Origin of the sequence: Caballeronia sp. GAWG1-1 (assembly GCF_023631465.1) — a bacterium.
GTDB lineage: Bacteria > Pseudomonadota > Gammaproteobacteria > Burkholderiales > Burkholderiaceae > Caballeronia.
The window spans coordinates 30,190-49,319 of record NZ_JALQDB010000007.1 but is presented as its reverse complement, the minus strand read 5'-3'; the positions used below and the strand labels follow the sequence as shown (position 1 = coordinate 49,319).

Below are 19,130 nucleotides of genomic sequence, written 5' to 3'. Positions count from 1 at the left end.
CAAGCTGCATATATTGCGACTCATTCCGACGGCGTCGGAACCTTGTTTAGCGGGGCCGGACGCGTGTTTTGATCCATGCCCGCTCGCCGCAAACGATTGTCGCGATTCGCCCCGAAGAAAATATTTCCGATTCGTTTTGACGGAACAGGCGCCCCGTTTCGATTCGGGGCGCTTGCGGATCACTGAATGGTCGCGGGCGGCGGCGCGTTGCGCGGCGGCGGAGGCGGTGGCGCATTGGGCGGTGGTATGGGTACGCTGCGCTCGTTGCCGATGGATGCCGTGGTTTCGCTCGACATGCCGCCGTTCTTGTCGACAGGAATGGTGACCGTGCGAACCGTGCCGTTGCCGAGCGGGAAGTCGGCCAGCGCGCTGCGCGTGAGATACGGCATTGCGTGATAGAGCGACGGATCTTCCGTGGAATTGACCGCCGTCACCTTATAGACTTCACGCCCGGAAGCACGCTCGTTCATGCGAATCTGCAGCGCGTGGATATAAACCGGGAAGCTTTGATCGACGTAGCCCGTCGGGCCCCACGGGCCACCGCCGTAGCCATAGCCGCCCCAGCCGCCGCCCCATGGTCCGAAGCCCGGGCGGCCCCACGGACCGTACATCGGCCACGGATCGTAATAGACGGGCTGGCGCACCGTCATCAAATCGCCGCGTACCGAATAATTGAGCGCCACCCTGTAGTTCGCGCTCGCTTCCGGCGCCTGACGGAACGAATACTTCGAAAGCTCGGTGGCGACGAGCGTCTCGTAAGTCGTCTGCTCGATGCTGTTCTGCTGATCGTTGTTGCGCGCGAAGGCGTAGGTACGGGTGGCGTCGCTGCCGCCGCTCCAATCCGAGAACGCGGTGACCTGCGTCTGCACGTAGGTCGTGCAGCCGGCAAGCCAGAGCACGCCAAGCGCGAGCGCCGCGCGGGCCAGCATGCGCCACGGGCCGCTGCCTTCGATCCGGGAAATCATGGTCTTCCTCGCTTCGTTCAATGTCGTTCCGGTTTGAGCCGCTCTTGCTGTGACCGCAGACGCCTCGCTGACCGTCCGGCTTCACGATCGGCGGGCGTTCAGTACAATGGTTCGACATGCCGCGCCCGCTTTTGTGCCCGAAACCACCCGGCTCACGAGCGCGACCGCGCCGCTCAACTCACTCAAGATCTTGCCATGTCCACCACGACCGAAACGACCGCATCCACCGTGATCCGCCGCCAGGACTACACGCCACCCGCGTTCCTGATCGATTCCGTCGCGCTCGAGTTCGATCTCGTGCCCTCGCGGACCGTTGTCAGAAACAGCATGCGTCTGCATCGCAACCCGGACGCGGCGGACAACACCGCGCGGCTCGAACTGATCGGCGAGCAACTCGAATTCGTTAGCGCGACGATCGACGGCAAGCCGCATACGGACGTCCGTGTAAGCGATAACGGTCTGTCCATCGGCAATATTCCGGGCGACGCGTTCGAACTCGTCATTGAAAGCGTCTGCAATCCTGCCGCGAACACCACGCTGTCCGGGCTTTATGTGTCGAGCGGCAACTTCTTTACGCAGTGCGAGGCGGAAGGTTTCCGGCGCATCACCTATTTCCTCGACCGTCCGGACGTGATGGCAACCTACACCGTGACCCTGCGCGCCGACAAGACCGCGTATCCGGTGCTGCTCTCGAACGGCAATCTGATCGATGAAGGCGACCTGCCCGACGGCCGCCACTTCGCCGTCTGGGAAGACCCGTTCAAGAAGCCGAGCTATCTCTTCGCGCTGGTCGCCGGCAAGCTGGTGAGGATAGAAGAGCGCATTCAGTCCGGTTCGCGAGAGAAGCTGCTGCAGGTCTGGGTCGAGCCGCACGATCTCGACAAGACGCGCCACGCCATGGATTCGCTCATCCACTCCATTCGCTGGGACGAGAAGCGCTTCGGGCTGGAACTGGATCTGGACCGCTTCATGATCGTCGCGGTCAGCGACTTCAACATGGGCGCAATGGAGAACAAGGGCCTCAATATCTTCAACACGAAGTACGTGCTGGCCAATCCGGAAACCGCGACCGATATCGACTTCTCGAACATCGAAGCGGTCGTCGGACACGAGTACTTCCATAACTGGACCGGCAACCGCGTGACTTGCCGCGACTGGTTCCAGTTGAGCCTGAAAGAAGGCCTCACTGTCTTCCGCGACCAGGAATTTTCCGCCGATATGGCCGCAGGCGACGTGGATGGCGCGGCGAGCGCGGCCGCGCGCGCGACCAAGCGGATCGAGGATGTGCGCGTCTTGCGTCAGATGCAGTTCGCCGAGGACGCCGGCCCGATGGCGCATCCGGTGCGCCCGGAAAGCTACGTCGAGATCAATAATTTCTACACGATGACCGTCTACGAGAAAGGCTCGGAAGTCGTGCGGATGTATCAGACACTCTTTGGCCGCGAGGGTTTTCGCAAAGGCATGGACCTGTACTTCCAGCGCCACGATGGTCAGGCCGTGACTTGCGACGACTTCCGTCACGCCATGGCCGACGCTAATAACCGCGACCTCGCGCAATACGAGCGCTGGTACAGCCAGGCGGGCACGCCGCGCGTGTCGGTGCGCGCTTCCTACGACGCCGCCGCCAAGCGCTACACGCTGACGCTCGCGCAAGGCTACGCCGAGGGCAACGAAGCCGCGCGCGCCACGCAACAAGGTCCGCTCCTGATTCCGTTCGCGGTCGGTCTGATCGGCGCGAATGGCGCGGATTTGCCGCTTCGTCTCGAAGGCGAAAAAGAGCCGAACGGCACGACGCGCGTGCTCGAATTCACCGAGCGCGAACAGTCGCTCACTTTCGTCGATGTGAGCGAAGCACCGCTGCCTTCGCTGCTGCGCAATTTCTCGGCACCGGTGATCGTCGAATTTGACTACACGAACGAACAACTGGCGTTTCTGCTGGCCCACGACAGCGATCCCTTCAATCGCTGGGAAGCCGGTCAGCGGCTCGCCACGCGCGAACTGCTGGCGCTCGCCGCGCGCGCGGCCAAGGGCGAAACGCTCACGCTCGATAGCGACATTATCGCGGCATTTGCGCGCGTGCTCGACGACACCACGCTCACGCCCGCTTTCCGCGAACTCGCGATGATGCTGCCATCGGAAAGCTATCTCGCCGAGCAGATGTCCGTCTCCGACCCCGCCGCCGTGCACGCGGCGCGCGTGTTCATGAGCCGCCAGCTCGCGGCAGGACTGCGCGACAAGTGGCTCGCCGCTTACGAGGCGAACCGCACGCCGGGCGAATATCGTCCGACGCCGGAAGATGCGGGCAAGCGCGGCCTGAAGAACCTCGCCCTTGCCTACCTGAGCCAGCTCGACGACCCGAGCGAAGCCATCAGGCTCGCCGAGGCTCAGTACGATTCGGCCGACAACATGACGGATCGTTCGGCGGCGCTTTCCGCGCTGCTCCTGGCAAGCGCGACAGCGGGCGCGGATCCCACCGTCGCCGACACCGCGCTCGACGACTTTTATCGCCGCTTCGAGCACGAGGCGCTCGTCATCGACAAGTGGTTCGCGCTGCAGGCGACGCAGCGTGGCGGGCCGGACCGCAAGATCATCGAGATCGTGCGCCAGTTGATGCAGCATCAGGCGTTCACGCTGAAGAACCCGAATCGCGCGCGCTCGCTGATTTTCAGTTTCTGCAGCGGCAACCCGGCGCAATTCCACGCGCCCGACGGTTCCGGCTACGCGTTCTGGGCCGAACAGGTCATCGCGCTCGATGCGCTCAATCCGCAAGTCGCCGCCCGCCTCGCGCGCGGCCTCGAATTGTGGCGCCGCTTCACGCCACAGTTGCGCGAGAAGATGCATGCGGCGTTGACCGAAGTAGCGTCGAAAGCGAAATCGCGCGATGTGCGCGAAGTCGTCGAAAAGGCGCTCGCCGCTTAATCACTGATTCATCACACTTTTTTACTGTTTAGCGGCCACCACGTGTTGTTTAGCGCGGTGGCCGTTCTTGCTTATGTCGGGCATCAGCGGCCTCTGTCATACGGAGCGCATGGGGCAAGCGGTTAGAATCATGGGATTCGTCAAACGCTCACGGAGCCCAGCATGTCCATCTCCAGCCGCACTACGCTCACGAAATATCTGATCGAGCAGCAGCGCGAACACCAGAATCTGCCGGCCGACTTGCGTCTTCTGATCGAAGTCGTCGCGCGTGCATGCAAGCAAATCGGTTATCAGGTGAGCAAGGGCGCACTCGGCGACGCGCTCGGTACGGCCGGCAGCGAAAACGTGCAGGGCGAAGTGCAGAAGAAGCTCGACGTGCTGTCCAACGAAATTCTGCTCGAAGCCAACGAATGGGGCGGCAACCTGGCCGCGATGGCATCGGAAGAGATGGAAAAGATCTTCCCGATCCCGAATCGTTATCCGAAAGGCAACTATCTGCTGACCTTCGATCCGCTCGATGGATCGTCGAACATCGACGTGAACGTGTCGATCGGCACCATTTTTTCGGTGCTGCGCTGTCCGGACGGCGCGGAGCCGAGCGAGGAAGCGTTCATGCAGCCGGGTTCGGCGCAGGTCGCCGCGGGCTATGCGGTGTACGGCCCGCAAACCGTGCTCGTGCTCACGACCGGCAACGGCGTGAACTGCTTCACGCTGGACCGCGAGCTGGGCTCGTGGGTGCTGACGCAGAGCGACATGCGCATTCCGACCGAAACGCGCGAGTATGCGATCAACGCGTCCAACAGCCGTCACTGGTATGAGCCGGTGCAGAGGTATATCGGCGAGTTGAACGACGGCAAGGACGGCCCGCGCAAGGACGACTTCAACATGCGCTGGATCGCGTCGATGGTGGCGGATGTGCATCGCATCTTGAATCGCGGCGGCATCTTCATGTATCCCGCCGACAAGCGCACGCCGGACCGCCCGGGCAAGCTGCGTCTGATGTACGAAGCGAACCCGATGGCGCTGATCGTAGAGCAGGCTGGCGGCGCCGCGACGGATGGCGAGCAACGCATTCTGGATATCGTTCCAACGAGCCTGCACCAGCGCGTGCCGGTGTTTCTCGGCTCGAAGAGCGAGGTCGATCGCGTGACGCGTTATCACTCGGAAAAGAAAGTTTGATTCAGGGTCTTGCCAAATTGGGAAAGGAGTCTCTATAATCTCGTTTCTCTGATGCCGGAATAGCTCAGACGGTAGAGCAGCGCATTCGTAATGCGAAGGTCGGGGGTTCGATTCCTCTTTCCGGCACCAAACGTATCAAGCAAAAAGCCCAGTCAAGTTGACTGGGCTTTTTGCGTTGTGACGCTCCGTTCAGGCGTTGTGCAAGCAACCTGCATGAACCTTCGCAGACGCGGCTGCGTCACTGCTTTTCACTGTATGAAGTATTCGTACGCATCACGGCTCCGAAAGGCTTAGCCATTTGACATTTGTGCCGCGTACAGTACCGCGGTCGCAAGCCAGTTCGCCGATGCCACCTTGCGCCAGCCAGCCGCGCAGGCAGAGCGCGCGAGCCAGCAGCGAGTGGCAAGGACATCAGTACAGCCTCGCTTTGTTCCGTCGGCCGACGTTCGGAGCGTTCGACCGCCGAGACATAAATTCGTAGGGCGGCTTACGCCTATCAACTGGCAACCATGAAAGCGCTCGAGCATGTTACCGATAGGCGATGCGCCTCACCGCCAGGCGCTATCTGTTAATAACCCTAAGCTTTGACATTTGACTGCCGTCTGACAGTTGTTTTGTCCTACGTAAAATCCCTAGTTCATCCTAAAATTTCTGGCCAGTAAGTTCCTTCCGCCGATGTTCGGCGCTTTCCTTTCCTTCGCTCTTTAGGCAAGCGCTTTGGCATTTGAACCCGCTCCGGTGGTCCTTCAATCGGAACTCTGATGCAAAATTTGCAAACAGGAAGGATTTGGTAATGGCTGTTTATTATGCAGCGGTCGAAGGTGACCCGCTTACAACCGGCGATGGGAGCTATACCATCGCAAAGCACTTTTGGGCCACGATCGACGACGGCAAGGGGGCCGGGCCTCGACGCATGATCGTGATAGGAGACGAGGCATTTTGTTCCGTCTGTCAAAGCATCGGTGAAGTAACTTACGGGGTTCGCATTCGACCGGGAGGCCGCACCGATTGCATGGGTCGAGACCAAGCCGTAGGTGGCGACCTTGTTAATTGCAACTGCTCCGCGAAACCGCGAATCCATGTTCCGTATGGTCGAAACTTCGAAATTATCGATAACAGTGAGGCATCTCGAATCACTGCCCTGTCGAGTCTCGGAACTCCCGCGGTCGCGCGATCCGCGACCCAAGCATCGGCCAGTGGTTACGACGAACAAGTGAGAGCCAATGCCGCTCCTGCCCTAGCCGTGGGCTACCCTTACCTGATCGAGACAACAGGTGGACAGACTATAAGCGGACGCACAGACAGCACTCGCTGCTTGCCTCGCATCTATGCCGACCGCGCAGACACCTACGCGATCCACTGGGGCGACGAAGCCTTGGCACATGAAGGATGGCAGTAATGCCGAATAAGAAAACGGTTGTACAAACCAACAAGACGCCCGGTTCAATTAAAGAAGTGCATTTGAATGCCGTGACGTTCGCCGAATTATGGGCGAACTATCCGAGCGGCAATCCATACGACAACTCCACATATGAAAATCAATGCGCCATTCGCATGAGCGTCACGCTTCATCGCGTCGGGATCGGCATGAAGTCGTTCTCCGAGAAGCTGATTCATCCAATGAACGGAGGAAAGCTCGGACGAATCCTGCTTGACGGCGAACCAACGGCAACACGCGCCGACGAAATGGGGCAATGGCTGAAGTTACAACCGTTCGCAGGTCTCCCAAAGCCTGAAGACGTGACAGGCGCTAATTGGGAAGCGAGAGTAAAAGGTCGTACAGGTATCATTCAGTTCTCTCGTTACTGGACTCGCGAAGGTGAGGGTGCGGCTAATGCGAGCGGCGGACACATTGATCTCTGGAACGGATCGAGGCTTACGATAAGCAGTGCCCCCGACGCCCTCGCAACCATAGGCCGCCGCTTTGGCATCACGTCCTTCCGACAAGGAGCCGCCATTGCTTCGAATATAAGCTGGTCCGACTTGGCAGGTTCGAAGTCGATCTCGTTTTGGGAAATCAAGTGAGAAGGCTTGCAGTGCTGACGCTGTTCACGGTCGCGGGATGCCTAACCGCTTTAGCGGTTCTGTGCATCTTGCTCACGTTCGACAAGAACCCCGGGTGCGGTCTGGACTGCCCGAGCGCAACGCTCAACCTCGCGTTGTTGTGTAGCCTATTGACGATTCTGGTCTTCCCGGTTGCTGGGTATTTGCTTTCGCGTCTGGTCAAGTTCGAGCTTTATCGCGTCGTTGCAATCTTGACGGCAATGGTTCTCGCCGCGTTGCTCGGCTCTGGCATTCGCTACATCTTCGAGTTGAAAAGCCGATATCGCGATGCCGAATCCGCCCGACCTGTCGTTGCGGACTTCGATTTCATGTACATGGCGATCGCGACGCGCAACGTGCAAACGTACACCAACGCCAAAGAGGGCGAGTCAAAGGCTGACGGCGTTATCCCGCAATGGCAACGTTGCGTGATCGATGGTGCTTGGTGCGACGGCCGCCATAAACAAGCGCATATGCGTTGTAAGGGCGGTGTCGCTTACGTCAACGAATCGGACTGGAAAGCCTTTTCGCTCATTCCGCAGGAGAATCTGCCGGGAGCCCGCCCGATAAAGTCGATGAATCTCTGCGCGCCTGATAACGCGCCAGACTGACCCAACAATCCGCCAACAAAGCGCGACAGCAAACGCGGGACATGTTGCTCGCTCTTCCGAAACATCACCTTGCGTCACTTTGACGAAAAGGTCGAAGATCGTCCCGCGTCACGCTCCTGCTATGCTCACAGCTCCTCGAAACGCGCTTCATGCAAACGCCGGTCGCAGAGTCTCGAAGCGCGGCAATCAAGCAACCACAAAACTCAGTGCGTCTAAGTTTTCCGAAGCACCGCTGAGAATGGCGAACTGCTGAACGCGCCGCGAAGCAAGTTCAGCCTCCCTCCTCCACGCTCGTCGCAGAACATGAGTCGCATGCCACGCTGACTCATCCGCTCATCGACATGAACTACCTCGGTAGACATCAGCCCATGTCCTCGACCCACGGCGACATTCGCCACGAGATAAAACCGTATATACTGTTTTCTCCACATCAAGAGGAGAAAAAATGAGCACACCCAAAATCGATGCCCCCGCCACCAAGGCTGTCGATGCTCCCAAGAACGCCGTCGCAAAAGACGAGAAGCCGGCCACGAAGACCGCAACGAAAACCCGGTCGAAGGCTGCGGCGCCCGCATCGGGTGGAGTGAAAAAGCCCGCGAAGAAAGCAGTTGCCAAGCCCATAGCCGGCGCATCCTCGGCTCCCGCGACGAAGTCGAAAACGAAGCCGAAGACGAAGGCAACCGAAGCCAGGGAAAAGAAACCGACCGCGCGCGCTCCTGCCGATACAGCCAAACCCGCGGCGAAAGCCAAGCGAGCGAAGAAGGAAAAAGTCGTGCGCGACAGCTTCACCATGCCAAAAGCGGACTACGCGAAGATTGCATCGCTCAAGCAGAAGTGCCTCGACAACGGCATCCGCGTAAAGAAGAGCGAACTGCTGCGCGCCGCACTCGCCGTGCTCGACGCCGCGCCGGAAAAGCGCATCGTCGCCGCTATCAAGGCGCTCGAAACCGTCAAGACCGGCCGTCCTGCAAACGCCTGACCGCCGCTCGATCGCGAACCTCGCAACACGTCGAAGAACGCTCCGCTGCCAGTGCAACCGTCGCTGGCAGCGTCATCGACATTGAAGACGCTCAAGGCACCTACGACGCGCATCTGCTCAATGAAACTTTTGTGTCAAGCCACCGATTTTCTCATTCGTGTGTTTTTATGAAATCGATCACAAAAGGCCGCTTTCTTGTAATAGCATTAGCGCACGTTTCTGCCCCGTCAGCGGCTCTTCACAGCTGACGCCAAGAGCCGAAGCCATTTGACGACGAAGGTGGATGAGACATGAGCCATCGCATCCAAAAGAACAAAGTGGAGTTCAATTGAAGAAGCGCGCCACTGTTATCTGTCGAAAGGGAAAACGCATTCTTCTAGTGGCACGTCGCCAATCGAAATGGGCACTGCCAGGCGGAATCCTCAAGCGCGGGGAGCATCTCCCTGACGCCGCGCTTCGAGAACTCAAGGAAGAAACACAACTCTCCGGCAAGTCGGCCAAGTATCTCTTCGACTTCAGAGGCAAGCAAAAGCATCATCACGTCTTCTATTGCGATATCTCCGCTCGGGCCAAGCCGCGTCCGAGCAATGAAATCTCGCGATGCCGCTGGGTGAATCTCGAAGACATTCCACGGCTCATGACGAGCACGCCAACGAACGATATCGTGAAGCTCGTCAGTCATAAGCGTAAGAACGGCCGCGGAAAATAAAGCCGAACCGCGACGCAGACGAGCTCGTCAATCCCGAAAGACGTCACGCCTCGGCCGCACATCGGCCGTTGCACTTCGCCCGGCTTATCGCGCATATCGACCGGCTTATTGGCATGGCGTCGCGTTCGTGGCCTGCCATGCCGATCTCGACCACTGCAAGCCCTTCAACAATCGCTTCGGCTACTGACAGGGCGACACCGTGCTGAAGGCGGCGGCGCATACGCGGGCATCGGTGTCATCTACGACCTACGTCGCGCGCGGCCAAGCTGCGAAACCGACACCTACGCGGCCCGCATCGTCCCCATACCATCTCCCCGCAGCTTGAAAATCGCCACCACGTCACGCAACGACCTCGCCTGCTCCGCCAGCGCCTGAGCCGCCGCCGATGCCTGCTCGACCAGCGCGGCGTTTTGCTGCGTCACCTCGTCCATCTGCGTGACGGCCATGTTGACCTGTTCGATGCCGGTGGTCTGTTCCTTCGACGCCGACGAAATCGCGCCGACCACATCGGTCACGCGCTCGACCGAGCCGACGATATCCGCAATGATGCTGCCCGCGTCCCGCACGAGCGACGAGCCCGTCTCTACGCGGCCGGCCGACTGCTCGATCAGCTCCTTGATCTCCTTCGCGGCCGTCGCGCTGCGTTGAGCGAGCGAGCGGACTTCCGATGCCACGACCGCAAAACCGCGCCCTTCCTCGCCCGCGCGCGCCGCTTCGACGGCTGCGTTCAGCGCAAGGATGTTCGTCTGGAACGCGATGGCGTCGATCACGGCGATGATCTCGCCCACCTTGCCCGCGCTCTCGGAAATGCCGTGCATGGTCTCGACGACCTTTTCCATCATCTGGCCGCCGCGCGTGGCGGTCTGCGATGCATTCTCCGCAAGCGACGAAGCCGCGACCGCGTTATCCGCGTTCTGACGCACCGTCGCGGTGATCTCTTCCATGCTTGCCGCCGTTTCCTCGAGCGACGCCGCCTGCTCCTCGGTACGCGAAGACAGATTCAGATTGCCCGATGCGATTTCCGCGCTCGCGGTCGCCACGCCTTCCGCGTTCTGGCGCACCTTGCTCACGACCGTCGCGAGACTCGTCTGCATATGCTTGAGCGCCACCAGCAACTCGGCGATTTCGTCCTTGCCGTCGGTTTCGAACTCGTGCGAGAGATCGCCCTTCGCCACGGCGCGCGCGCAACCGAGCGCACGGACGAGCGGACCGGACACCGTGCGGCTGAAGAGATATCCGCCGATCAACGAGAGCGCCAGCACGAAGAGCATCAACGTGACGCTGATGAACGACGCTTGCCGCGCGGCGCTATCGGCGTGCGCGGACACTCCGGCGCTATCGGCGGCAATCTTCTGGGCCGCCTGTTCGAGCAGCGCGGCCGGTTCGCGGTCGACGCCCGCTACGGCGTTATCGCCAGCGGACGATTCGAAGCCCGCGGCCTTGAACGCATCGAAGCCGCGCCGGTAGCCATCGCCCATTGCGGCGTGTGCGGAAGCGAAGCGGTCGATCAAATCGCGGCTCTCGCCCGCGGGAAGCGTGCGCTTGAGTTCATCGGCCAGTTTGTGCACGGTAGCTTCGCGAGTCTGGAAAGCCGACCAGTACTTCTGCAGTTTCTCGGGGTCCTTGCCGCGCAAGAGCGTGTCTTTCCACTCCTGCACTTGCAATTTGAAGGCGACCAGCGTCGCGGACACCATGCGTTCGCTCGCGACGTTATCCGCAACCACTGTCCGATAGGTGTCGATGGATTGATTGAGGGCAAAAATACCGTACAACGCGCCCGCGAACATGAAAAAGAGCGCGGCGGCAAAAGCGAGCGGAATCTTGAGGCTGAGCTTCATCGAGAGTCTTCAATTCGAGGGTTTACGCGCAATGTGCGCCGATCGCTTTTTTATCGGCTGTCTCGCGGGAAAACTGAAGGCGATGAAACAGGGCACGCATCACGTTGGCGTCGCTTTACGCACGGATAAAGCGCGCTTCGTCTATCCACGTCGCGGCGTTCAACGCGTTCAGACTAGCTTCGCGACGCCTTCGGTCGCTGGCCGTCCGTCGATGCTCGCTAAAGGCCGCGTCACCGCCTATTCGAACTCCAAAGACGCCGGCTACGTAGGCTCCGCGACACATTCCGCTTCATCGACGACTCGGTTCGCGAGCCTGCGCGCGAAGGCATGGATTGCCTCCAGCATCACGATCCAATTTGGTGTGGAATAAACTTTGAAGTTGGAATACTATTCCGAAATAGCCTCGTATTCGCGATAACAGGATATAGCGTGCCGTCAAACGCTTCACGCAACATGCGCGGCGCGAGACACCACAACAGGAGACACGAATGAGCAGGACGACCCTTGCCCTCATCGGCGCCGGCGCGATCGGGCGCATGCATGTGGAACGCGCGCGGCTGCATCCCGATTGCGAGATCGTGGCCGTGGCCGATCCGTCGCCGGCGGCCGAAGCGTTCGCACGCGCCGAAGGCCTGCGCTGGTTCGCCGACTACACCGCCATGCTCGACGAGGTCAAACCGCGAGGCGCGATCGTCGCGACGCCGAACGCGACGCACCTGCAAGTCGGACTGGCGTGCATCGAACGGGGCGTCGCGGTGCTGATGGAAAAGCCTATCGCCGATACCGTCGAGCAAGCCGAACAACTGACCCGCGCGGCGTCGCAAGCGCAAGTGCCGCTCATCGTCGGACATCATCGGCGGCATAACCCGATCCTGCGGCGCGCGCGCGAGATCGTCCAATCCGGCCGCCTCGGCACGCCGGTTGCGGCCATGGCGCTTGCCACGTTCTATAAACCCGACAGCTACTTCGAGATGGCGTGGCGCCGCGAAAAAGGCGGCGGTCCGGTGCTCATCAACCTGATCCACGACATCGACATCATGCGGTTTCTGCTCGGCGAAGTGATCGAGGTTCAAGCGCAGACATCCAACGCGGTGCGCGGCTTCGAAGTGGAGGACACGGCGGCCGTGCTGCTGCGGTTTGCAAGCGGTGCGCTCGGCACGCTCGCGGTCTCGGATTGCGCGGCATCGCCCTGGAACTGGGATCTCGCGGCGGGCGAAGCGGCGCACTACCCGCGTCAGAACGTCAACACGCATTTTCTGACGGGCACCGATGGATCGCTCACGCTGCCCTTGCTCGATGTCTGGGATTACCGCAGCGGCAAAGGCTGGCATGACCCGCTGACCGTCGAACGAAGCACACCGCATCGCGGCGATCCGTATCACGAGCAGCTGCGGCATTTCTCGGCGGTGATCGACGGCAAGGAAGCGCCGGTCTGTTCAGGCGAGGACGCAACGCGCACGCTCGCGACGACATTCGCGGTGCATCGCGCGGCCGCATCGAGAGCGCCGGTGGCGGTCGCAACAACGGCCGAAGCGAGCATCGACCGCACGGCATGAGACAGGAGACAAAGCGCATGAATTCGATGACTCAACCCTGGGACGAAGAAGTCGATCTGCTCGTGTTCGGCGCGGGCGCGGGCGGCATGACCGCGGCGCTCGTCGCGCATCACGAAGGTCTGAAGGTGCTCATCTGCGAGAAGACCGACGCGGTCGGCGGCATTACCTCGACCTCCGGCGGCACGACCTGGGTGCCCGGCACGAGCGACAGCGTGCGCGCGGGCGTTCCCGATAAAACCGACGACGCGCGGCGCTTCCTCGCGTCGGTGGTCGGCGATCGCGGCGGCGACGAAGCACGCGAGGCGTTCCTGGCGAGCGGCCCGCAGGCCATCGAGGAAATTCAGCGCATCAGCGAGGTCAAATTCGTGGCCGCGGCGGCGCATCCCGATTACGTCAGCGGTCCCGGCGCGGCGTTCGGCGGACGCGCGCTCGCGCCCGTCGCCTTCGATGGCCGGCTGCTCGGCGATGACTTCGCCCGCGTAAGGCCGCCGCGCCCCGAGTTCATGGGCTTAGGCGGGATGATGGTCGCGCGCACGGACCTCGATGCGCTGCTCGAACCGTTCGCGTCGAAGAAAAATTTCACACGCACGTTGTCGGTGGTCGGACGTTATGTCGCCGACCGCCTGCGCCACAAGCGAGGCACGAATCTCGTCATGGGCAACGCGCTCGCCGCGCGTCTCTTCTACAGCCTGCGCAAGCAGAACGTGGAAGTGCGTTTCGAGACGCCGTTGCTGGAACTCGTCGTCGAACACGGCATGGTGACGGGCGCCGTGGTCGGACAGAAAGGCGGCTCGAAGAAGCGCATCGGCGCGCGCCGGGGCGTGGTGCTCGCAACGGGCGGCATCACGCGCAACCCGGCGTTGCGCAAGCAGTTGTTCCCCGCTGCCGCACAACCGTTGTCGCTCTCGCCGCAAACGCACACGGGCGATGGCATCGAGCGCGCGCTCACTCTCGATGCCAGGCTCGACGATGGCTGCGAAAGCCCCGGCCTGTGGATGCCCTGCTCCATCCTGCGTCGCGAAGGCAAGCCCGATAGCGTCTGGCCGCACATTCTTCTCGATCGCGCGAAGCCGGGACTCATCGCCGTGAACGCGCGTGGCGAGCGCTTCGTCAACGAATCGGATTCTTATCACGACTTCGTGATGGGCATGCTGCGCGACAACGGCCAGGGCACGAGCGTGCCGGCGCATTTGATCGTCGATGCCGCGTTCCTGCGCGATTACGGCCTCGGACTCGTGATGAAGAAACGCAGCCAGGCGCGCATTGCCAGCTTCGTGAAGGCGGGATATCTCATCAAGGGCGACACGTTGGCCGAACTGGCGACGAAGCTCGAGGTCGATGCCAGCGGCTTGGAGCGCACGGTCGCCGCGTACAACCGCGACGCGGCGCGCGGCGAAGACCCGCAGTTCAAGCGCGGCGCAAGCGCGATGAACCGCTTCAATGGCGATGCATCGCAGAAGCCCAATCCCTGCGTGCGGCCCATCGGCGCGGGACCGTATTACGCCGTCACGGTGTGGCCCGCCGATCTGGCATGCAGCGCGGGGCTGTCCGGCAACGCCGACGGTCAGGTGCTCGATAACCACGGCAACGCCATTCCCGGACTCTTCGCATGCGGCAACGACCTCGCATCGATCTTTCGTGGCACTTATCCGGGGCCGGGAACGACGCTCGGACCCGCACTCGTGTTCGGATGGCGTGTCGCGAAGTTCGCGGCGCGCGCCGTGCCCGTCGCCGATCCTGAATTCGTGGTCGGGCTGCGGGACATTCCGGTGCGCGTCAGGGTTTGATGCGCTGTCGACGAAATTGAAGCAGCCACAATCGAACACCACGAACCGGCCTGGCACATGAATACTCCGAATCAAATCGACTGCGACCTGCTGGTCGTGGGCTCCGGCGCCTCGGGTCTCGCTGCCGCCGTTACCGCGGCGTGGCACGGGCTTAAAGTGGTCGTCGTCGAGAAGGACGACGTCTTCGGCGGCGCCACGGCGTGGTCGGGCGGCTGGATGTGGGTGCCGGGCAATCCGCTCGCACGACGCGCGGGCATCATCGAAGATCCGCAACAGCCGCGCACGTATCTCAGGAACGAGTTGGGAGATCGTTACGATCCCGAACGCGTCGATGCCTTCCTGGACAATTGTCCGCACATGGTCGGCTTCTTTCACGAGCACACCGCGCTCCGGTTCGTGGACGGAAATCAGATTCCCGATGTGCATGGCCACGTCGAAGGCGCCGCGACGCAAGGGCATCAGGTGATCGCCGCGCCCTACGATGCGCGCGAAATCGGTCCGCTCAACAAGCGCCTGCGCAAGACCATGCGCGAAACCTCGTTCATGGGCATGCCGATCATGGCGGGCGCCGACCTCATGGCCTTTCTGAGCATGACACGCTCGTTCGGCTCGTTCATCCACGTGACGAAGCGCTTCACGCGTCATTTGCGCGACCTCGCCTTTCACGGCCGCGCAATGCATCTCGTGAATGGCGTGGCGCTCGTCGGGCGTCTTGCCAAGTCCGCCGACGATCTCGGCGTGACCTTGATGGAGTCCGCGCCTGCCAAGCGTCTGATCGTCGAGGATGGCGCGGTGCATGGTGCTGTCGTATCGACGAAGAGAGGCGAAGTCACGATTCGCGCGGCGAAGGGCGTGGTGCTCGCCGCCGGCGGCTTTCCGAACGACCTCACGCGCCGCAAGGCGCTCTTCCCGCGCACGCCGACAGGCCGCGAGCATCTGGCGCTGCCGCCTGAAAGCTGCTCGGGCGATGGCATCAGCCTGGGCGAATCGGCGGGCGGCTCGCTCGTGACGGATGTCGCTTCGCCCGCCGCATGGGCGCCGGTATCGCGCGTCACGCATTCGGATGGCAGCATCGGGCACTTTCCGCACATCATCGATCGCGGCAAGCCCGGTGTGATCGGCGTGCTGTCGAACGGCAAGCGCTTCGTCAACGAAGCCGATGGCTATTACGACTACACCGCCGCTATGGTCGCGGGCGCGCCCGACGGTCAGGAAGTCGCGTCATGGCTGATTTGCGATCACCAATTCTTGCGCCGATACGGCCTGGGCTACGTGCGGCCCTTCCCGGTTCCGATGCGCCGCTTCATCTGCAACGGCTACCTGCAACGCGGTTATTCGCTGGAAGAGCTGGCCGCCCGCTGCGGTATCGATTCCGATGCGCTGGTTAAAACCGTCATCGCGTTCAATGACCACGCGCGGCGCGGCGAGGACCCGGAATTCGGACGCGGTTCGACGCCCTATAACCGCAAGATGGGCGACCCGTTGCATCAGGGGCCGAACCCGTGTGTGGCGCCTATCGAACACGGTCCGTTCTACGCGGTGAAGGTGTACCCGGGCAGCTTCGGCACCTTCGCGGGATTGAAGACGAACGGCTCGGCGCAAGTGCTCGATCAGCACGGCCAGGCGATCGCCGGCCTTTATGCCGTGGGCACGGACATGGCAAGCGTGATGGGCGGATTCTACCCGTCAGGCGGGATCAATCTCGGTCCCGCGATGACCTTCGGCTATGTCGCGGGCCGGCATGCGGCGGGCATCCATCGTTACGAAGACGAAAACGCGGTGCAGGAGGATCTCGTTTTGCCGCTCGACCTGAACCGCGTGCCGACGCCGACGCATTGAAGCGTCAGTAAGTCGCCCGCCCGCCCGAGACATCGAACACCGCGCCTGTGGAAAACGAACTCTCCTCGCTACTCAACCAGCGAATCAGGGCGGCGATTTCCTGCACGGTGCCGGGACGTCCCATCGGAATCTTGGCTTGCAGCATCTTCATCTGCTCGGGCGGCATCTGCGCGAGCAACTCGCTTTGCACGGATGCCGGCGCAATTGCATTGACGGTGATATTGCGCTGAGCCAGTTCCTTGCCGAGCGACTTCGTAAGGCCGATCACGCCCGCCTTCGAAGCCGAATACGCCGACTGGTTCGCATTGCCTTCCTTGCCCGCAATCGACGCCATGTTGACCACGCGTCCATAACCGTTTCTGAGCAGATACGGCACGGCCGCCTTGCAGACGATGAACGTCGCGGTCAGGTTCAGCAGCAGCACCTTGTTCCACGCATCGAGCGGCATCTCCCACACCGACGCACTCGATCCGACGATCCCCGCGCTATTGACCACGATATCGAGCTTGCCCGTCTGCGCCACCGCCGCTTCGAGCGCGGCGCGTACTTCGTCCTCGTTCGTGACCTCGACGCGCTGCGCAATCGCGCGCTCGCCCAGACGTTCCTGGCACGCGGTGAGCCGCTTCTGGTCGATGTCCCATAGGACCACCGTCGCGCCTTCCGACATCAAGCGCTCCGTGCACGCGAGCCCGATTCCCGATGCAGCGCCCGTCACGAGGGCGACGCGTCCTTCGAATGCCTGGCTGATCGTCATGTTCAACCTCGCTGGCTTGCGCGCCGCGCGAAAAAACGACGCGCGGCATCGGTGCAATGGGCTACCTTGCGTGCATCGGATAGATCGGCATCCGCCGCAACCGGCGTCTCGATCACGAGTTGCGCGTCGGCGGGCAAGCGGTCGAGAATCGCATCGAGCGGAATCACGCCATCGCCTAGATGCAGGCGCGCGGTGCGGGCTTCGTTGGCGAGCCCGTCGAGCGACGGACTTCGTTCGACGGCATCGCACAACTGCACGTAGGCAATACGTTCGGCCGGCACCGCGTCGAGTTCTTCCGGGCGCGCGCCGCTACGATGAAAATGCAGCACATCGAGGATCACGCCCGCGTTGGCGCGCCCCGCCGCATTCAGCAACTCGAGCGTTTCACCAAGCGTGCGCACGTCGCGATACAGCATGAATTCGACGCCCACATGCAGGCCGTATTCGGCGGCGGCATCGCACAAGCGGCCGAACAGTTCGATGCGTTCCGGCGCCGATAAAAACGCGTCGTTGGTCAGCAGTTCCGTGCCGACCGCCGAGATATGCGTCGCGCCCAGTTCCGCCCCGGTGGCGAGCGCCGCGCGATAAGTGTCGATATCGGCGGCGGGCGAAAGAATGAACGCTTCCACGTCGAACACGCGGATGTCGTTCGCACGGCACGCCGCCTTGATCTCGCGCACCACGTCTGGCCGGCCGATGACTTCGTGCGCGAGCGGCTTGGGCGTCGCCGTGCGCAAAAGCAAGCCGACCTTGCCGAGTCCCGCCGCCGCGGCGGCCTCGATCAGCGCAACGGGCGCGCCGCCCGCCACGGTCAGGTTCGCCACCGACACGTCATGTAAATTCACTTCCTCGATCATCGTTTCTCCTCAACGCGTATTGAAACCGGTGCTCGCCGACCACCACTTGAGGATCGTGTCGCGATCCTTCAGCGCCTGCGGCAAATCGAGCTTGAGCAGCTTGACGTTCGTGAGCGCGGGCAAGCCCTTCGGCGCGGCAACGTTCTTGCGCACCGGATACGCGCCCGCCGCCGCGAGCCGCGTCTGCGTCTCCGCGCTCAATGCGTAATCCAGAAAGAGCTTCGACGCGTTCGGATGCGGCGCCGTCTTGCTGATCGCCACCGCGTTGAACTGCGCCACCGCGCCCGATGCCGGCACTCTCACTTCAACCGGCACGCCTTGCGTGATGAGACCCGTCGCGGCCGTCGTGTTGGTGAAGAAATCGAGCGGACGTTCGCCGGTTTGCAGCTTGGTCGTCATCACGCCCATGGAGGCCACCAGTTCCGCGTTGGTCTTGCGCACGCCCTTGAGGATCGCGCCGCCGGCTTCGGGTCCGTAATGCTGATAAAGACTCGCGATCACCGCGAAGGTCGCGGAAGACGACGCCGGATTCGTCGTCGCCACGAGTCCGTCCCATTCGTCCTTCGGCTTCGCGTAGTCCTGCCAGTCGGCGGGAATGGGCGCGGAACCGATCGACTGCTTGTTGTAGGCGAAGAGGCACAACTGGCCGTTGCCGCGCAGATACGTCGTGCCCTGTGCGGGCGTGGCGATGGGCAAGAGCACGCCCTTGTCGCCATACGACACATCGGCGAGCGTGCCCGACGCGCCCGCCGTGATGATGGTGTCCTCCGCCTGATAGAACACGTCCATCACCGGACGTCCCGCCTGCTGTTCGCCGATGAAGCGGTTATAGATCTGCCAGGCGTCGCCGGTCGCGGTCGTCACGTCGATGCCCGGATACTTCGCGGTGAATCCCTTGACGATGATCTGCACCGTGAAGAGATCGCCATACACCACGAGCTTGCCTTCCTTCTTCGCCTCCGCGATCAGCGTACTGTCGGGCTCGGCGTGCGCGATCAGCGGCGAGATGCCGAGCGCGAGCGCCGCGCTTCCGAGCGAGAGTGTCTGGACGAGGCGGCGCCGTTTTATCGAAGTGGTCATGTTGTCTCCTGATG

15 protein-coding genes and 1 tRNA gene are annotated in these 19,130 nt (G+C 62.0%); 10 read left to right on the top strand and 6 right to left on the bottom strand.

Annotation, left to right across the window (positions count from 1 at the left end; all coding sequences use genetic code 11):
- Nucleotides 1–179 precede the first annotated feature (179 nt).
- Nucleotides 180–965 (bottom strand): DUF4136 domain-containing protein, encoded by a 786-nt coding sequence (locus NCT03_RS03990; RefSeq protein ID WP_502800345.1) that lies wholly within the window; start codon nucleotides 963–965, stop codon nucleotides 180–182.
- Nucleotides 966–1,160: 195 nt separating this feature from the next.
- Here NCT03_RS03990 and pepN point away from each other — a divergent pair, with 195 nt between their 5' ends.
- The 5 genes from pepN (at nucleotide 1,161) to NCT03_RS03965 (ending at nucleotide 7,717) form a co-directional block, all read left to right on the top strand.
- On the top strand, nucleotides 1,161–3,884 hold the full coding sequence (gene pepN, locus NCT03_RS03985; RefSeq protein WP_250492009.1) for an aminopeptidase N: 2,724 nt from the start codon (nucleotides 1,161–1,163) through the stop codon (nucleotides 3,882–3,884).
- Between the two features lie 162 nt (nucleotides 3,885–4,046).
- Nucleotides 4,047–5,063 (top strand): class 1 fructose-bisphosphatase, encoded by a 1,017-nt coding sequence (locus NCT03_RS03980; RefSeq protein ID WP_244827384.1) that lies wholly within the window; start codon nucleotides 4,047–4,049, stop codon nucleotides 5,061–5,063.
- A 53-nt stretch (nucleotides 5,064–5,116) separates the two neighbouring features.
- Nucleotides 5,117–5,192, top strand: a tRNA-Thr gene (locus NCT03_RS03975).
- Nucleotides 5,193–6,461: 1,269 nt separating this feature from the next.
- Nucleotides 6,462–7,088 carry a type VI secretion system amidase effector protein Tae4 gene (locus NCT03_RS03970; RefSeq protein ID WP_244827383.1) on the top strand — a complete coding sequence of 209 codons (627 nt, stop codon included), beginning with the start codon at nucleotides 6,462–6,464 and terminating at the stop codon, nucleotides 7,086–7,088.
- Nucleotides 7,089–7,099: 11 nt separating this feature from the next.
- Complete coding sequence (locus NCT03_RS03965) at nucleotides 7,100–7,717, top strand: hypothetical protein (protein ID WP_250492008.1); 618 nt, start codon at nucleotides 7,100–7,102, stop codon at nucleotides 7,715–7,717.
- A 333-nt stretch (nucleotides 7,718–8,050) separates the two neighbouring features.
- On the opposite strand, the gene NCT03_RS34055 is transcribed toward NCT03_RS03965, so the two are convergent.
- On the bottom strand, nucleotides 8,051–8,509 hold the full coding sequence (locus NCT03_RS34055; protein ID WP_350030137.1) for a hypothetical protein: 459 nt from the start codon (nucleotides 8,507–8,509) through the stop codon (nucleotides 8,051–8,053).
- On the opposite strand from NCT03_RS34055, the gene NCT03_RS34050 reads away from it, so the two are divergent.
- Both NCT03_RS34050 and NCT03_RS03955 read left to right on the top strand, forming a co-directional pair.
- Nucleotides 8,490–8,696 carry a hypothetical protein gene (locus NCT03_RS34050; protein WP_250525555.1) on the top strand — a complete coding sequence of 69 codons (207 nt, stop codon included), beginning with the start codon at nucleotides 8,490–8,492 and terminating at the stop codon, nucleotides 8,694–8,696. The genes NCT03_RS34055 and NCT03_RS34050 overlap by 20 nt on opposite strands.
- 328 nt (nucleotides 8,697–9,024) lie before the next feature.
- Nucleotides 9,025–9,405: an NUDIX hydrolase gene (locus tag NCT03_RS03955; protein ID WP_250463896.1), complete on the top strand. Its 381-nt coding sequence runs from the start codon at nucleotides 9,025–9,027 to the stop codon at nucleotides 9,403–9,405.
- Nucleotides 9,406–9,686: 281 nt separating this feature from the next.
- Here NCT03_RS03955 and NCT03_RS03950 read toward each other — a convergent pair whose 3' ends face one another.
- Nucleotides 9,687–11,243 carry a methyl-accepting chemotaxis protein gene (locus NCT03_RS03950; protein WP_250492006.1) on the bottom strand — a complete coding sequence of 519 codons (1,557 nt, stop codon included), beginning with the start codon at nucleotides 11,241–11,243 and terminating at the stop codon, nucleotides 9,687–9,689.
- A 488-nt stretch (nucleotides 11,244–11,731) separates the two neighbouring features.
- Here NCT03_RS03950 and NCT03_RS03945 point away from each other — a divergent pair, with 488 nt between their 5' ends.
- The 3 genes from NCT03_RS03945 to NCT03_RS03935 are packed head-to-tail and all read left to right on the top strand — an operon-like array spanning nucleotide 11,732 to nucleotide 16,425.
- A complete protein-coding gene (locus NCT03_RS03945) occupies nucleotides 11,732–12,799 on the top strand; it encodes a Gfo/Idh/MocA family protein (RefSeq protein WP_250492005.1) in 1,068 nt (355 codons plus the stop codon).
- Between the two features lie 17 nt (nucleotides 12,800–12,816).
- Nucleotides 12,817–14,586: an FAD-dependent oxidoreductase gene (locus NCT03_RS03940; RefSeq protein ID WP_250492004.1), complete on the top strand. Its 1,770-nt coding sequence runs from the start codon at nucleotides 12,817–12,819 to the stop codon at nucleotides 14,584–14,586.
- Between the two features lie 57 nt (nucleotides 14,587–14,643).
- The gene (locus tag NCT03_RS03935) at nucleotides 14,644–16,425 is read left to right on the top strand and encodes an FAD-dependent oxidoreductase (protein WP_250492003.1); all 1,782 of its coding nucleotides are present in this window, start codon (nucleotides 14,644–14,646) and stop codon (nucleotides 16,423–16,425) included.
- 4 nt (nucleotides 16,426–16,429) lie between these two features.
- On the opposite strand, the gene NCT03_RS03930 is transcribed toward NCT03_RS03935, so the two are convergent.
- Genes NCT03_RS03930 through NCT03_RS03920 form a run of 3 tightly spaced genes read right to left on the bottom strand, consistent with a single transcriptional unit; the run spans nucleotide 16,430 to nucleotide 19,116 of the window.
- Entirely contained in the window at nucleotides 16,430–17,179 is a 750-nt protein-coding gene (locus tag NCT03_RS03930; protein WP_250492002.1) for an SDR family NAD(P)-dependent oxidoreductase, read from the bottom strand.
- Between the two features lie 2 nt (nucleotides 17,180–17,181).
- Nucleotides 17,182–18,036 carry a sugar phosphate isomerase/epimerase family protein gene (locus NCT03_RS03925; protein WP_244827375.1) on the bottom strand — a complete coding sequence of 285 codons (855 nt, stop codon included), beginning with the start codon at nucleotides 18,034–18,036 and terminating at the stop codon, nucleotides 17,182–17,184.
- Nucleotides 18,037–18,045: 9 nt separating this feature from the next.
- Entirely contained in the window at nucleotides 18,046–19,116 is a 1,071-nt protein-coding gene (locus NCT03_RS03920; RefSeq protein ID WP_250492001.1) for an ABC transporter substrate-binding protein, read from the bottom strand.
- Nucleotides 19,117–19,130: the final 14 nt, after the last annotated feature.